The following is a 15129-nucleotide window of genomic DNA, read 5'->3' on the forward strand; positions in this document are numbered from 1 at the left end:
TTCGGCGCCAGACTTCAGAAGCCGGCCCTGCGTAATGCCTCGCGATACTGTTCCTTCTGCCATTGCTCCTTGAAGGGAACGACCGAAAGCCATTTGTCGACATCGAAATCCGGATAGATCTCGCGCACCTTGCGCATATAGATACGCGCGTTTTTCATATCGCCGAGCATCGCCCAGCAGGCAGCCGAAAGCCGGTCGGCCGGTGTACGATCGTCCATGATAGAAATTTGCTCGAGCGCCTCGGCATAATGGCCAAGGGCGAAATTCGCGCCGGCCGCCGTCCATAGATAGTCGGTCGGACTCAACGGATTGAGGGAGATGGCCCGCTCGATCTTGGCCAATGCATCGGCAGGGCGCGACGCATGGACGAGCGTATCGGCATAACTTGCAATGCCGTCAGCATAATGTGGGCTGAGTTCTTCCGCGAGCCTCAGCGCCACGACGCTTTCATCGATGTCCTTGAGATAAAGTTTGGCAACGCCCAGCTCGCGAAAGCCGGCCGCAAACGACGGATCGGCAACGATCGCCCGGTTCGCGTACTCCTCCGCAAGGCCGAGCAGCTCGCTGTCGCCGCGTGCCGTCAACAGCCATTCGACAAGAAAAGTGCGCGACAATCCGCTGAGCGCAGGGGCAAAATGTGCGCTGTGCTGAAGCGCCTCGCGAAAAGCCTTCCGGGAGCGGCGTACATCGGGGAGGGCGAGCCGCTTGATGTCCCGCAGACCGAGAAGATAGCTGTGATAGGCGGCCGAATTGCCCTCGAAGGAATCGCGCATGGTCTCATGCCGGCGGACCTGCCCGGCAAGCTCTTTGGCAATCTGCCGCGCAATGTCGCGCCGGTGGCTTATCAATTCGTATTTCTCGAGGCTGAAACGCTCGGCCCAGATGACTTCATCGCTGCCGGCATAAATCAGCTGGACAAAGAGCGCAGGGCTGCCCGCACGATTGGTCAGCCTCGTGTCGAGAACATAGGAAATCGAATGGCGCAAGATCAGCTGGGCCTTGTCGGCATTATGTGCGATGCGAGCGGCCGTATGGGGTGCTACCACCGAAACAGTATTCAGCGCACAAAGGCCGATGGTCACGTCCTCGATCAGCGCCTCGGAGAGAATCGGCAAGGCACCGATGGCATCCGTCCCGCTCGGCGGCAACAGCACCAGACGGGGGAGGGGACCGGGAACTCGAACGCCGCCATCAATGAGCGGCACCGCAACGCTCTGTGGTGGTCGACTACCGGCGAAGATCTTGCGGACCTCTCCCAGCGCCTGCACGTCAAGGCCGATATCGACTGCGCTTTCCAACTGATGCCTGCTCGTCTCGAAAAGGCGGCGCGCTTTCTCCAGCTGACCTTCGGACTCATAGGCATCGAGAAGGATGCGACGAATATTCTCGTCATCCGGTGCCTCGCGGAAAATCCTGAGCGCCGCCTCCTTGATCAGGCTGACATCCTCTCGCGACCGGGCAGCGGGCAGCGCCGTCTTCAGCGCATCCACCAGAACTGCCATGTGCCGGTCACGCTGGCCGGCGATCCACTGCCGCGTCCTCACGCTTTGGTCGGCGAGCCCAGCCAGGAAATCCTGGCGAAGGATGGCAACCAGCCGCCGCAGCCTGCCAAGTGCGTCGTCGCCGTCGGGGTCGGCAAGTTCGAAGAGATCACCTGAAAATGCATCCGACCTGACCCGCACGCCGGTCGCCGTGAAGGCCAAAAGCTCGGCACCGAGCTCGGTCTGACGCTTCTGAATGCGCGATATGGTTTTGCGCAGGTTGGCCATGATGTCAGAGTTGTCGTGGCTGTCCCACAAGAACCGCGCCAGCGCCGAGCGCGGATATTCGCTCCCGGCTCCGTCCCGCAGATCACGGTCCCGCAGATAACAAATCGCCAGCAGGCCTTTTTCCGGGAACGCCGCCGGTCGCCCGGCGGGGTCGATCAGCCGCAACTCACCAAATGATTCGAGCCTGAGCTTCATGCGGATAATGCCTGCCGATATGCCTGACTATTCTCCGAGCGGAAGGGTGATATCCGCGACCGGGGCACCCAATGTTACGCCGCTGCTTTCCGCCTGTGCCATCGCCTTCACCAATGCGATGATCGTTTCCCGGATATTCCGGTCGGCGATCTTCAGAAAGGCGCGGTTGAGCACCAATCCCTCTTTCGTTTGCAGGAATTCGGCAACCGGGTCGCTATTTGCCGGCAGATCGAGCCCTTGCAACGTCAACGGCTCGGAATTTTCCTGTTCAAAGAAAAAGCTTGGCGACGTGTGAAGCACATCGGCGATTCGCTGCAGACGGCTCGCGCCGATGCGGTTGATGCCCTTCTCGTATTTCTGAACCTGCTGAAAGGTCACGCCGATTTGCTCGGCAAGCCGTTCCTGGCTCATTCCGAGCAACTGCCGGCGCATTCTTATGCGCCCTCCGACATAGCCGTCTATTGCATTCGGTGTCTTGACATTCATCGCGTGTTTTCAGCCTCGATCGCATTTCAATCGACGCAGCTGTAGTATCCCCCGTCGCCGTTTTCCATGGTTGTTTTCACATCGCATACGATACATGCCATGATCGCAACCCAGTGTGGTAGGAAAACCCCCGTCCGGCAAGGGGTAAAGCAGCGCAGGATAGGCTGCAAAACGGCAAATCGAACAAAAGCCGTACCGATCCTGATGAAACTGGGCTGTTGCTGCCCCCCGCCTTACGCTAAATGCACTTCAGCGACCGCCGCTCAATCGTCTTCCCAGCCCCGATCGCCCGAAATCCATCGAATAAAGCGACGCGGCACGGCAACCAACCGGGCCGTCCAGGAGGAATTCCATGGCAACTGTTGCCGAGCGCGCGCCCCGTTTCGAAAAAACAACGATGTCTATCCTGATGGCGGTCAGCTTCTGTCACATGCTGAACGACATCATGCAGTCGCTGCTCGCCTCGCTCTATCCGCTGTTCAAGGCGAATTACGATCTTGATTTCGTCCAGATCGGCCTGCTGACCATGACCTTCCAGGTCACAGCGTCGCTGCTGCAGCCGCTGGTCGGCATCGTCACCGACCGCTGGCCGATGCCCTATTCGCTGCCATTCGGCATGGCGAGCACCTTTTGCGGCCTCATCCTGCTCGGCAATGCCGGCAGCTTCGCCCTGCTGCTCGTCGCCGCCAGCCTGATCGGCTTCGGCTCGGCGGTCTTCCACCCGGAATCCTCGCGCGTTGCCCGTCTTGCCTCGGGCGGCCGCCACGGTTTCGCGCAGTCCTTCTTCCAGGTTGGCGGCAATGCCGGTCAGGCGATCGGTCCGCTGCTCGCCGCCTTCATCGTGCTGCCGCTCGGCCAGCACAGCGTCTCCTGGTTTGCCGCCATCGCCATGGTCGGCATGGTCGTGCTGAGCTGGGTCGGCAACTGGTATATTGGCCATCGTCGCCAGAACGCCAGTAAGCCTGCGGTGAGCCGGACCCTGCCGCTGCCGCAGAACAGGGTGGTCTGGGCGCTGCTGATCCTCGTGCTGCTGACGGCGACGAAAAACGTCTACATGGCCAGCGTGTCGAGCTACTTCACCTTCTATGTCATCGACAGGTTTGCGCTCAGCGTCCAGCAGGCACAGCTGATGCTCTTCCTCTTCCTCGGCTCGGTCGCCGTCGGCACGTTTCTCGGCGGGCCGATCGGCGATCGCTTCGGCGCTCGTTTCGTCATCTGGTTCTCGATCCTCGGCGTCATTCCCTTCGCGCTGATCCTACCCTATGCAAACCTGTTCTGGACGGGCGTGCTCAGCGTCGCCATCGGCCTGATTTTCGCGTCGGCCTTCTCGGCAATCGTCGTCTTCGCGCAGGAACTTGTGCCCGGACGCGTCGGGCTGATTGCCGGCGTCTTCTTCGGTTTTGCATTCGGGGCAGGGGGGCTCGGTGCAGCACTGCTCGGCAGTTTCGCCGATACCCACGGCATCGACTTCGTCTACCGCATCTGCTCCTATCTGCCGCTTCTCGGTCTGCTGACGATCTTCCTGCCGCGCATCCCGAAGCCAAAGTCAGTCTGAGGCGATATCGCGCCTCGACAACGCATCGACCCGAAATATCCGCCATATTCGGGGCTCGGTGACTGATGCGCTGTCGCAAGCAGGCGACCACCCGCAGATGAGAATGTATTTTTCTCCTCATCATGATGAAGAGGGATAGGCTTCCTTTAATCCACTATTTTTATAGATAATATCTATCCAATAATCGGTCCCGGCACGATATCGGAAGGAAAATGGCATGTCTGCTTACAAACTGGTCGGCCTGGCGGGTAGCTTCAACCGTCCCTCGAAGACCTTCACGCTGGTCGAAAACATCGCCGGCCTTGCCGGTGACAAATACGGCTTCGACAACACCCTCTACGATCTGACCGATGTCGGTCCGTCGCTCGGCCAGGCGCTACGCCGCGACGATCTCGACAGCCGCGCCAGGGAAGTCATCGACGATATCGTCAATGCCGATCTGCTGGTCATTGGCGCGCCGACCTACAAGGGCAGCTATCCCGGCCTGTTCAAGCACCTGATCGACCTGATCGACCCGCATGAGCTGCGCGCCAAGCCGGTCATCATCACCGCGACAGGCGGCGGCGACCGGCATGCGCTGATGGTCGAGCATCAGCTGCGCCCGCTCTTCGGCTTCTTCATGTCTCATACGCTGCCGACAGCCGTCTACGCCTCCGATCGTGACTTCACCGATTACCGCGTCTCATCCGAACCGCTTTCCAAGCGGATCGGCGAGGTCATCGGCGAGCTCGCAGCCTTCTTTCCTGCCCAAAAGCAGGCTCTTATCGCTGCCGAGTGAAAAGTACCCGCACAGACTTGAAACGGCGCCTTCGAGGCGCCGTTTCTCGTTCAGGCCATTCTTGCAAGCCATGATAATCCATAAATTTGGTGGAAATTTATCCTGCTGATATCGATGGCGGGGCAAGAGTTTTTCCAAGCCCTTCCTCGACATCGGACATTCGTGCTTCGCTCCCGATGGGCGCATTTGCCATGATCTGTCTGCTCGGGGCGCTTGGCCTCATTCAGTCAGACGGGATATAACAATGATCAAGAACAACAATCTTCACGGCTTCCCCCTTTCGCGCCGCGCGGCTCTTGCCGCCGTCGCCGTTTCCGCTGCCACGCTCTTTGCTTTTGCAGCACCCGCTCCTTCCTTTGCCGCGGACAAGTCGATCAAGGTCGGCATCATGGCCGGCGAGGAGGAGGACATCTGGCGCGTGGTCACCACCGAGGCGGCCAAGAAGGGCCTCAAGATCGAAACGATCACTTTCAACGATTATACACAGCCGAACGAAGCGCTGGAGCGCGGCGAACTTGACGCCAACGCCTTCCAGCATCAGCCCTATCTCGACAACCAGATCAAGCAGCACGGCTACCACATCACGCGCGTCGGTTATACCGGCGTCTGGCCGATCGGCCTTTACACCAAGAAGTACAAGTCCGTCGCCGAGATCCCGGAAGGTGCCGTCATCGGCGTGCCGAACGATCCCTCGAACGAAGGCCGGGCGCTGCGCGTTCTCCAGAACGAAGGCCTGATCAAGCTGAAGGACGGCACCGGCATTCTCGCAACGGTCGCCGACGTCACCGACAATCCGAAGAATATCGACATCAAGGAGCTCGACGCAGGCATCGTCGGCAGGTCCATCGACGATCTGGATGCCGGTGTCGTCAACACCGACTGGGCGCTGAAGAGCGGTCTTTCTCCGGCAGAACGCATCGCGCAGGAGCCGATTGCCGACAATCCGTATCGCAATTTCATCGCCGTCAAGGACGACAACAAGGATTCAGAATGGGTCAAGACGCTCGTGTCTTCCTATCAGAACGACACCGTCAAGGCCGAGTTCGACAAGGTCTACAAGGGAACCGGTCTCAGCGCCTATTGATCCGAAACAGGGCCGGGGTTAAGGCCTGCCGAGAGGCGGTCCGGGCGTTCTTTGCCCGGGCCGCCTTCAGCATTTGTAAGGAAAAACACATGAATTCCTTTGTTTCCACCACGGCGATCGAGGCAGAGCCGCAAACGGCGACCGAAGAGGTGGTGAGGCTGACCGAGGTGAAGCGGCGGTTCGGAACCACGGCCGCCCTCGACGGCATTTCGCTGACGGTGAAGAGAGGCGAAATCCTCGGCATCATCGGCCGCAGCGGCGCCGGCAAATCGACGCTGATCCGCTGCTTGAACGGCCTGGAGCGCGCCGATAGCGGCGAGATCCTCATCGAAGGCCGAGATATCACCGGACTTTCAGAACAGGACCTGCAGCCGCTGCGCCGCCGCATCGGCATGATCTTCCAGCATTTCAATCTGCTTTCCGCCAAGACCGTCGAGGAAAACGTCGCGCTGCCGCTGAAGATCGAGGGTCTTGCAAAGAGTGAGCGCCTGAAACGGGCGCATGAGCTGCTCGAGCTCGTCGGTCTTGCCGACAGGGCGAAGGCCTATCCGGCATCGCTGTCCGGTGGCCAGAAACAACGCGTCGGCATCGCCCGGGCGCTCGCGGCACGCCCGGCCCTGCTGTTGTCCGACGAGGCGACATCGGCGCTCGATCCGGAAACGACCCGGTCGATCCTGACGCTGCTCAAGGACATCAACCGTAAGCTCGGGCTGACCATTCTGCTGATCACCCATGAGATGGAAGTGGTCCGCGGCATTGCCGATCGCGTCGCGGTCATCGATGCCGGGCGGATCGTCGAGGAGGGACAGGTCTGGTCGATCTTCGCCAACCCGCAGGCTGATATCACCGGCAGCCTGCTCGGCGGCATCCGGCCGCAGCTTCCCGAGCATATCGCCGGCCGGCTGTCGGCGACGGCGGGCAGCGAAGCGATCCTCAGCGTCGATCTCGCCGGGCCGCAGGCGCAGGGCGCGCTGTTTGCCGAACTCTCGGCGGCGCTGCCGCATTCCTTCCGCCTCGTCCATGGCGGCATCGACCACATCCAGAACCAGCCGGTGGCGCGGTTCTTCATCGCCGTTCCCGCGCGCGACCCCGCGCTTGCCGGAAAGGTCCAAAAATTCCTGACGGCCCGGTCCGCCCGGGTGGAGGTACTTGGTTATGACACCGATCATGCTTGAACTGCTTGTTCGCTCCCTTAGGGAGACGATCCTGATGACCATCGCCTCGGGAGTGATCTCGCTCGTCGCCGGCCTGCCGCTTGGCCTTGCACTGGTCGCGACGGCGCGCGGCGGCATTGCCGAAAACCTCTGGATCAACCGCGTGCTCGGCGGCGTCATCAACGGCTTCCGTTCGGTGCCCTTCATCATCCTGCTGGTGGCGCTGATCCCGCTGACGCGGCTGATCGTCGGCACCGCGCTCGGCACCTGGGCGGCCATCGTGCCGCTCGCCATCGCCGCAACGCCCTATTACGCCCGCATCGCCGAAGTATCGCTGCGCGAGGTGGACCGAGGGCTGATCGATGCCGTGCGCGCCATGGGCGGCAGCCGCTGGACGATCATCCGCGAGGTGCTGGTGCCCGAAGCGCTGCCAGGCATCGTCGCCGGTTTCACCGTCACGCTGGTGACGCTGATCGGCGCCTCGGCCATGGCGGGCGCGATCGGCGCCGGCGGCCTCGGCGATCTCGCCATCCGCTATGGCTATCAGCGTTTCGAAACCAGTGTGATGATCGCGGTGGTGGCCGTCCTCATCGTGCTCGTCTGCGGCATCCAGTGGCTTGGCGACCGGCTGGTCGCCAGACTGGACCACCGATAAATCAGCGCCGGAATTGGGCGGCGGGATGAGCGGCGGGCAACCTGCCGTTCCCGCCGCCGAAAAGCTTCTGCCGCAACGGTCCTGCAGCATAGTCCGCCTTGAAGACGCCGCGCTCCTGCAGCACCGGCACCACCAGTTCGACGAAATCGCGCAGGCTTTCCGGCGCCACTGTCCGCGCCAGATTGAAGCCGTCGATGCCACTCTCTTCGATCCATGCCGTGAGATGATCGGCGATCTGGTCGGGCGAGCCCACCATCGGTTTCATCCGGCTGCCGAGGACCATCTGGTCGATGATGTCACGCAGCGTCACCGGCTTCGCTGCCTGTTTCGTAATGGCCGCAAGTGCGGACTGATTGGCGTTGGTCGAGTTCCGGTCGATGACGTCGTCCAATCCATACTTCGAAAAATCGATGCCCACAGAAGCGGAGTAATGCGCAAGCGAGGCCTCGACGCTCGCATGGCGGCGATAGTCCTCGAGCTTGTCCTGCGCTTCCTTCTCCGTCCGCCCGACGACAACAGTGATCAGGCTCAGGATCTTCAATGCGTCGGCGCCGCGGCCGAATTCCTCCGCCTTCGCCCGCAGCGCATCGACGGTCGGCCTGGCCGCCTTGGGATTGGGCCCGGCGATGAAGACGCATTCGGCGTGGCGTGCGGCGAAATCCTGCCCGCGTGCCGAGGCGCCGGCCTGAAAGAGCAGGGGCGTGCGCTGCGGCGAGGGCTCGGAAAGATGGATGCCTTCCATCCGGTAATATTTGCCGTCGTGACGAACAGTGCGCACTTTGGAGGGATCGGCATAGATGCCGCCCGCCTTGTCGCGCAGCACCGCATCGTCGTCCCAGCTCCCTTCCCAGAGCTTGTAGAGTATTTCGAGATATTCCTCGGCCGCATCGTAGCGCGCATCATGTTCCGGCAGCTTGTCGAAACCCATGCTGCGGGCCGCACTGTCGAGATAGCCGGTGACGATGTTCCAGCCGATCCGTCCCTTGGTCAGGTGGTCGAGCGTCGACATGCGCCGCGCCAGCAGGAAGGGTGGCTCATAGGTGGTGTTGACGGTCACACCGAAACCCAGATGTTTGGTGACATAGGCCATCGCCGAAATCGGAATCAGCGGATCATTGACCGGGATCTGCGCGCCCGTCTCGATCACCGGCGCCGGACTGCCCCTGTAGACATCATAGACACCGACGATATCGGCCATGAAGATGCCGTCCAGCTTGCCGCGTTCGGCGGTCTTGGCAAACTCTGTCCAGTAGTCGAGATCGGTATAATGCGCTGAGCAGTCGCGCGGATGCGTCCACAGGCCGTGGTTGATGTGCCCGACGCAGTTCATATCGAAGGCATAGATCTGCATGGTCTTCATGAGGCGGGTCCCAATGCCGGCAATAGAAATCAAGGATTTGCCGCATTAATTATCCAAGAGCATGATGCCGAAAAGTGCGAGCGGTTTTCGGACGACATCATGCTCTAACTATATAATATAGAACAGGATTCAGATTTTGGGCCGGCTCGGCCTAAAATCATCCTGTTCGGGCTCTATCGCACGAGGAGCCTGTGAAATGGTAGGGTTGGGATGAAAAAAGCCGGAGGAACCGCATGACGAAGAAGACGCTGTCGGATTGGGCGGAGCTTGCGCAAAAGGAACTGCGCCGCTCGCCCGAAACGCTGACCTGGCAGACGCCGGAAGGCATTGCCGTCAAGCCGCTCTATACGGCCGAGGATCTCGACGGCGCCGGGCACCTTGGTTCGCTTCCGGGCTTTTCGCCTTTCACCCGCGGCCCGCGGGCGACGATGTATGCCGGCCGGCCCTGGACGATCCGCCAATATGCCGGCTTCTCGACGGCAGAGGAATCGAACGCCTTTTATCGCCGCAATCTGGCGGCCGGCCAGAAGGGCCTGTCGGTCGCCTTCGATCTTGCTACCCACCGCGGCTATGACAGCGATCATCCGCGCGTCGAGGGTGACGTCGGCAAGGCGGGTGTGGCAATCGACAGCGTCGAGGACATGAAGATCCTTTTTGACGGCATTCCGCTCGGCGACATGTCGGTGTCGATGACCATGAACGGCGCCGTCATTCCGATCCTCGCCTCTTTCATCGTCGCCGGCGAAGAGCAGGGCGTTCCCCAGGCCGAGCTCTCGGGGACCATTCAGAACGACATCCTCAAGGAGTTCATGGTACGCAACACCTATATCTATCCCCCCGAACCCTCGATGCGGATCGTCGCCGATATCATCGACTATACCGCCCGCGAGATGCCGAAGTTCAACTCCATCTCGATCTCCGGCTACCACATGCAGGAAGCCGGCGCGACGCTGGTGCAGGAACTGGCCTTCACGCTGGCCGACGGCCGCGAATATGTGCGCGCCGCCATCGCCAAAGGCCTGAGCGTCGACGAATTCGCCGGCCGCCTGTCCTTCTTCTTCGCCATCGGCATGAACTTCTTCATGGAAGCCGCCAAGCTGCGCGCCGCCCGCCTGCTCTGGACGCGGATCATGGAAGGGTTTCATCCGGAGAAACAGTCCTCGCTGATGCTGCGCACCCATTGCCAGACCTCCGGCGTCTCGCTGCAGGAGCAGGACCCTTATAACAACATCATCCGCACCGCTTTCGAGGCGATGTCGGCCGTGCTCGGCGGCACGCAGTCGCTGCACACCAACTCCTTCGACGAGGCGATCGCGCTGCCGACGGAATTCTCCTCGCGCATTGCCCGCAATACGCAGCTGATCCTGAGCCACGAAACCGGCGTGACAAAAGTGGTCGATCCCCTGGCGGGCTCCTACTATGTCGAAAGCCTGACGGCCGAGCTTGCCGACAAGGCCTGGGCCTTGATGGAGGAAGTCGAGGCACTGGGCGGCATGACCAAGGCCGTAGCGGAAGGCCTGCCGAAACGGCTGATCGAGGAAGCGGCCGCACGCCGTCAGGCGGCCGTCGACAAGGGCGAAGAGGTCATTGTCGGCGTCAACCGCTACCGGCTCGACAACGAGCAGCCGATCGACATTCTGGAGATCGACAATAGCGCGGTGCGCAAAGCGCAGATCAGACGTATCGAAGAAACGAAGCGGCGCCGCGATGGCGGAGCCGTGCGCGAGGCGCTGGCGGCCCTGGTAGAGATCGCACAGAGCGGCAAGGGCAACCTGCTGGAAGCAGCGATCGCAGCGGCCCGAACCCGCGCCACGGTCGGCGAAATATCGGACGCGATGCGTGCTGCCTTCGGCGATCATGCCGCCACCCCTGTGGTGATCAAGGGCGTCTATGGCGAGGCCTATGAAAATGAGCCGGAACTCGCCGTGCTCAAGACTCGCATGACGGAGGTGACGGAAGCCATGGGGCACCGGCCGAAGATCATGGTTGCCAAGCTCGGTCAGGACGGACACGACCGAGGCGCAAAGGTGATCGCCTCGGCCTTCGGCGACATCGGCTTCGATGTGCTCGCCGGTCCCCTCTTCCAGACACCGGAGGAAGCTGCCGGCGTCGCACTCAGCGAAAAGGTCAATGTCGTCGGCGTCTCGTCGCTGGCGGCCGGTCACAGGACGCTGCTACCACAGCTTATCGACAGGCTGAGGGAACAGGGCGGTGGCGATATCATCGTCGTCTGCGGCGGCGTTATCCCGCGTCAGGACTATGAATTCCTGCACGAACACGGCGTTGCAGCCGTGTTCGGCCCGGGGACAAATGTTCTCGAGGCGGCAAACTCCGTCCTCGATCTGCTGGAGGGCAGGCGAAGAAACCAGTAGCTGAAGCATTTCCAGGAAAAGTGCGACGCGATTTTCCGCCCGGAAATGCGCAAAATCAAAGAATTAGAGCAGCCCGCGCTTTGCGAGGTTGCTCATCAGCGCCGAAATGCCGAAGGTCCAGGGCGAGCATTCGGTGGAAAGGCGCACGGTGTTGACGAGCGCACCGAGGCCTGCCGAGGAAATCTCGACGACATCGCCGATCTTGTGGGTGAAGCCTTGCTTCGGCGCGTCGCGGTCCTGCGTCGGCGCAAACAGCGTGCCGAGGAAAAGCATGAAACCATCGGGATACTGATGATGGGCGCCGACCGTCTGCTTGACGAGGTCGGTCGGGTCGCGGCTGATCTTTGACATCGAACTCTTGCCGTGCAACACGAAACCGTCCTGGCCTGACACCTTCAGGTCGAGTTCGGCCTTGCGTACATCATCGAGGCTGTAGCCGGCATCGAACAGGCGGATGAAAGGACCGATCGAGCAGGAGGCGTTGTTATCCTTGGCCTTGCCGAGCAGCAGCGCCGAGCGGCCCTCGACGTCGCGCAGGTTGACGTCGTTGCCGAGCGTCGCCCCCTTGATTTCGCCGCGGCTGTTGACCGCGAGCACGATTTCCGGCTCGGGATTGTTCCAGGTTGAGATCGGATGCAGGCCGACATCCGCACCCCAGCCGACCGAGGAAAGCACCGGCGCCTTGGTGAAAACCTCGGCATCCGGCCCAATGCCGACCTCGAGATATTGCGACCACATGCCCTCGTCGATCAGCGCCTGCTTGACCTTGGCAGCCTCCGGCGAACCGGCCTTGAGATTGGCGAGGCTGCCGCCGATTAGCGTGCTGACTCGCTCGCGGATCGAGGCGGCACGCTCCGGATTACCGGCGGCCTTCTCCTCGATGACGCGCTCGATCATCGACTGCGCAAAGGTAACGCCGCAGGCCTTGACTGCCTGCAGGTCGACGGGCGCAAGGAGATACGGGCGCGTTTGATCCGGAGCTCCGGTACTGTTGGCGGCGATGTCCGCCAGCGAGCCAACCGCCTTGCCATTTGCTGCACGGACGAAGGCGACGGCATCCTGCCGCTCGAGCAGGGCGCTCAGCGTCGGCGTCTCGCGCGACGTGATGTCGACCAGCATGCCCTGGCGTAACGTCACAATGCTCGGTCCCTCCGCTTCGGGATTCCAGATGCGACCGACAAAAAGACCATCCGAAGCGGCGACATCGAGAAGAGCTTGAGACATGGTGATCTTCCATCAAGGCGAGCGAGAAGAGCTCTTTTAAAAATTGCGGGGTGTTGCCGCCCTCCGACCCGGCGACGACCAAAATCGATCACATTCATGAAGGCGGGGCAAGATGCGTGGGGGAAAAAGACCTTTGTCTGATCGGCTCAAGCGGCGGGCTTCCTCGGGGAATCCAATTGCAAAAGGCCACAAAATAACTATTTAGATACAAAATTACCGTTAAATTTCAAATATTTAAATACAGGCCGCGACGATTTTGCCCTCCATCTCGCCTTGACAGGAGCCGGCTTTCGTTATCTGTTTTGCGCGACATGGAGGAGGCTGGCGTCAGCCGGCCGCACGAGAACCCCGGGAGGATATTGCAGCGATGCTAAGATTTGCCGTCGTCGGAATCGACCATGGGCATACGTTCGATCACGTGAAGGGATTGCTTGCTTCAGGCGGCGAATTCGTCGGCTATTGCCCGCAGACCTCGGTGCCGGCACTGCGCGAGGCCTTTGAGAAGACCTATCCTGACGCGCCGCAGATCGACCGGGAAAAGCTGTTCGACGATCCGTCGATCGACGTCATCTGCATTTCCGCGATCCCGCGTGACCGCGCCGGGCTTGCGATCCGCGCGATGAGATCGGGCAAGGATGTGATGACCGACAAGCCTGGCGTGACGACCTTCGCCCAGCTCGAGGACGTCAGGCGCACCGTTGCCGAGACCGGCAAGATCTTCTCGATCTGCTTTTCCGAGCGCCACTGCGTGCGCTCCGCCGTCAAGGCCGGCAAGCTCGTCGCCGAAGGCGCGATCGGCCAAGTGATCCAAACGCTCGGCGTCGGTCCACACCGGCTGCAACTGCCGACCCGGCCGGACTGGTTCTTCGATCCCGAGGCCTTCGGCGGCATCATCGTCGATATTGCTTCACACCAGGTCGACCAGTTCCTGTTCTATACCGGCTCGACCACAGGCGAGGTCATCGCAAGCTCGATCGGCAATTTCGGGATGCCTGACAAGCCCGCCTTCGAGGATTTCGGCGAGGTGCTTCTGCGCTCCGACAAGGCGGCGGGTTATGTGCGTGTCGACTGGTTCACGCCGGAGGCGCTGCCGACCTGGGGTGACGGGCGCCTGACCATCCTCGGCACCGAAGGTTACATCGAGCTGCGCAAATATATCGACATTGCCGGCCGGCCGGGCAAGGATCATCTCTTCCTGGTCAACGGCAAGGAAATGACCCATATCGATTGCAGCGGCGAAAAGCTCGATTATTTCGACGCGTTCACCGCCGACGTCGGCAACCGCACGCAGACGGCGATGACCCAGGATCACGTTTTTGAAGTCTGCCGTCTTTCGCTCGAAGCCCAGGCGAAAGCCGCTCGCATCGGCGCTCGCTGAGGAGGAAATCATGACCAGGAAATTGCGCGTCGGCGTCATCGGCGCAGGCATCGCTGCGCGGCATCTGGCCGGCTTCGGCTGGAACAAGGAGCTTTTCGAAGTCCCCGTGCTCTGCTCGCTCGACGAGGAACGCGGCAAGGGGCTGTGCGAGGAATACGGCATTGGCGAATACACGCAGGATGCGGATGCGCTGTTTGCCCGTGACGATCTCGACATCATCGACATTTCGACGCCGCCGAGCTCGCATTTCGAACTTTGCCGCAAGGGCATCGAATCCGGCAAGCACGTGATCTGCGAGAAGCCGCTCTTCGGCTCGATCGCCGAGGTCGACGAGATGGGGCGCATCCTCGATCGTTACCCCGGCAGGAAGCTGATGCCGATCTTCCAGTATCGCTACGGCTCCGGCCTGCAGAAGCTGAAGCTACTGATCGAAAGCGGCCTTGCCGGCAAGCCGTTCCTGACGACGATCGAAACCCATTGGTGGCGCGGGCCGGATTATTACGCCGTGCCGTGGCGCGGCAAATGGGCGAGCGAACTCGGCGGCGGCCTTCTCGGCCACGCCATCCACGCTCATGACATGCTGAACTATGTACATGGCCCCTGCGCCGAGGTGTTTTCCTATGGGGCGACGCTGGTCAATCCGATCGAGGTCGAGGATACGGCAGCCCTTTCGGTGAAGATGCAGAATGGCTCGCTGGCGACGCTCTCGATGACGCTGGGTTCGCGCAAGGAGATCTCGCGGTTGCGCTTCTGCTTCAACGACCTCGTCGCCGAAAGCATCATCGAACCCTATACGATGGGCCGTGACCCGTGGACTTTCGTCGCCGGGACAGAGGAACATCAGGCGCGGATCGACGAAGTGCTCGCCGCCTATGTGCCTGGCGAGGATGGCTACACCCGTCAGTTCGAGCTCTTCCACAAGGCGATCGTCGAGGACACCGACCCACCGGTGACATTGCAGGATGCCCGCAATTCGCTGGAACTGGTAACGGCCGCCTATTTCTCGCAGCGAACCGGACAACCGACGCCGATGCCGATCGCCGCCGATCATCCGCTCTATCGCTCCTGGCTGCCGGCAGGGGAATGGCGTGCTGCGGCTACCGTCTGAACTGGGAAGGG

12 protein-coding genes are annotated in these 15129 nt (G+C 61.3%); 8 read left to right on the forward strand and 4 right to left on the reverse strand.

Going from position 1 to position 15129, the window contains the following annotated elements; translation table 11 throughout:
* Positions 1-14 precede the first annotated feature (14 nt).
* Positions 15-1964, reverse strand: coding sequence for an SARP family transcriptional regulator (locus OS035_RS23330; protein ID WP_183781240.1), 1950 nt, complete (start codon positions 1962-1964; stop codon positions 15-17).
* Positions 1965-1991: 27 nt separating this feature from the next.
* Positions 1992-2450 (reverse strand): helix-turn-helix domain-containing protein, encoded by a 459-nt coding sequence (locus OS035_RS23335; RefSeq protein WP_097627851.1) that lies wholly within the window; start codon positions 2448-2450, stop codon positions 1992-1994.
* A gap of 352 nt (positions 2451-2802) precedes the next feature.
* On the opposite strand from OS035_RS23335, the gene OS035_RS23340 reads away from it, so the two are divergent.
* The 5 genes from OS035_RS23340 (at position 2803) to OS035_RS23360 (ending at position 7676) form a co-directional block, all read left to right on the forward strand.
* Positions 2803-4005: an MFS transporter gene (locus tag OS035_RS23340; RefSeq protein WP_183781243.1), complete on the forward strand. Its 1203-nt coding sequence runs from the start codon at positions 2803-2805 to the stop codon at positions 4003-4005.
* Positions 4006-4222: 217 nt separating this feature from the next.
* On the forward strand, positions 4223-4783 hold the full coding sequence (gene msuE / locus OS035_RS23345) for an FMN reductase (RefSeq protein WP_097627853.1): 561 nt from the start codon (positions 4223-4225) through the stop codon (positions 4781-4783).
* 244 nt (positions 4784-5027) lie between these two features.
* Positions 5028-5867: a MetQ/NlpA family lipoprotein gene (locus tag OS035_RS23350; protein WP_183781246.1), complete on the forward strand. Its 840-nt coding sequence runs from the start codon at positions 5028-5030 to the stop codon at positions 5865-5867.
* An 89-nt stretch (positions 5868-5956) separates the two neighbouring features.
* Positions 5957-7042: a methionine ABC transporter ATP-binding protein gene (locus OS035_RS23355; RefSeq protein ID WP_310806395.1), complete on the forward strand. Its 1086-nt coding sequence runs from the start codon at positions 5957-5959 to the stop codon at positions 7040-7042.
* Positions 7023-7676 (forward strand): methionine ABC transporter permease, encoded by a 654-nt coding sequence (locus OS035_RS23360; protein ID WP_097627856.1) that lies wholly within the window; start codon positions 7023-7025, stop codon positions 7674-7676. The genes OS035_RS23355 and OS035_RS23360 overlap by 20 nt, the downstream gene beginning before the upstream one ends.
* A gap of 1 nt (position 7677) precedes the next feature.
* Here OS035_RS23360 and OS035_RS23365 read toward each other — a convergent pair whose 3' ends face one another.
* Complete coding sequence (locus OS035_RS23365) at positions 7678-9036, reverse strand: LLM class flavin-dependent oxidoreductase (RefSeq protein WP_183781249.1); 1359 nt, start codon at positions 9034-9036, stop codon at positions 7678-7680.
* Positions 9037-9269: 233 nt separating this feature from the next.
* Between OS035_RS23365 and scpA the strand changes: the two genes are divergently transcribed.
* Complete coding sequence (gene scpA / locus OS035_RS23370; RefSeq protein WP_183781252.1) at positions 9270-11408, forward strand: methylmalonyl-CoA mutase; 2139 nt, start codon at positions 9270-9272, stop codon at positions 11406-11408.
* 63 nt (positions 11409-11471) lie between these two features.
* On the opposite strand, the gene OS035_RS23375 is transcribed toward scpA, so the two are convergent.
* Complete coding sequence (locus OS035_RS23375; protein WP_097627859.1) at positions 11472-12632, reverse strand: fumarylacetoacetate hydrolase family protein; 1161 nt, start codon at positions 12630-12632, stop codon at positions 11472-11474.
* 367 nt (positions 12633-12999) lie between these two features.
* Here OS035_RS23375 and OS035_RS23380 point away from each other — a divergent pair, with 367 nt between their 5' ends.
* Together OS035_RS23380 and OS035_RS23385 are read left to right on the forward strand one after the other, a co-directional pair.
* The gene (locus tag OS035_RS23380; protein WP_097627860.1) at positions 13000-14010 is read left to right on the forward strand and encodes a Gfo/Idh/MocA family protein; all 1011 of its coding nucleotides are present in this window, start codon (positions 13000-13002) and stop codon (positions 14008-14010) included.
* Positions 14011-14020: 10 nt separating this feature from the next.
* Positions 14021-15118 (forward strand): Gfo/Idh/MocA family protein, encoded by a 1098-nt coding sequence (locus OS035_RS23385; protein WP_097627861.1) that lies wholly within the window; start codon positions 14021-14023, stop codon positions 15116-15118.
* The last annotated feature ends 11 nt before the right edge of the window (positions 15119-15129 follow it).

It is taken from the genome of Rhizobium sp. 268, from assembly GCF_036571585.1.
GTDB lineage: Bacteria > Pseudomonadota > Alphaproteobacteria > Rhizobiales > Rhizobiaceae > Rhizobium > Rhizobium redzepovicii.

Coding starts and splice junctions, on each gene's coding strand:
- OS035_RS23350 (WP_183781246.1), top strand. CDS start 5,028: ATGATCAAGAACAACAATCTTCACGGCTTCCCCCTTTCGCGCCGCGCG.
- scpA (WP_183781252.1), top strand. CDS start 9,270: ATGACGAAGAAGACGCTGTCGGATTGGGCGGAGCTTGCGCAAAAGGAA.
- OS035_RS23360 (WP_097627856.1), top strand. CDS start 7,023: ATGACACCGATCATGCTTGAACTGCTTGTTCGCTCCCTTAGGGAGACG.
- OS035_RS23365 (WP_183781249.1), bottom strand. CDS start 9,036: ATGAAGACCATGCAGATCTATGCCTTCGATATGAACTGCGTCGGGCAC.
- msuE (WP_097627853.1), top strand. CDS start 4,223: ATGTCTGCTTACAAACTGGTCGGCCTGGCGGGTAGCTTCAACCGTCCC.
- OS035_RS23340 (WP_183781243.1), top strand. CDS start 2,803: ATGGCAACTGTTGCCGAGCGCGCGCCCCGTTTCGAAAAAACAACGATG.
- OS035_RS23375 (WP_097627859.1), bottom strand. CDS start 12,632: ATGTCTCAAGCTCTTCTCGATGTCGCCGCTTCGGATGGTCTTTTTGTC.
- OS035_RS23385 (WP_097627861.1), top strand. CDS start 14,021: ATGACCAGGAAATTGCGCGTCGGCGTCATCGGCGCAGGCATCGCTGCG.
- OS035_RS23335 (WP_097627851.1), bottom strand. CDS start 2,450: ATGAATGTCAAGACACCGAATGCAATAGACGGCTATGTCGGAGGGCGC.
- OS035_RS23380 (WP_097627860.1), top strand. CDS start 13,000: ATGCTAAGATTTGCCGTCGTCGGAATCGACCATGGGCATACGTTCGAT.
- OS035_RS23355 (WP_310806395.1), top strand. CDS start 5,957: ATGAATTCCTTTGTTTCCACCACGGCGATCGAGGCAGAGCCGCAAACG.
- OS035_RS23330 (WP_183781240.1), bottom strand. CDS start 1,964: ATGAAGCTCAGGCTCGAATCATTTGGTGAGTTGCGGCTGATCGACCCC.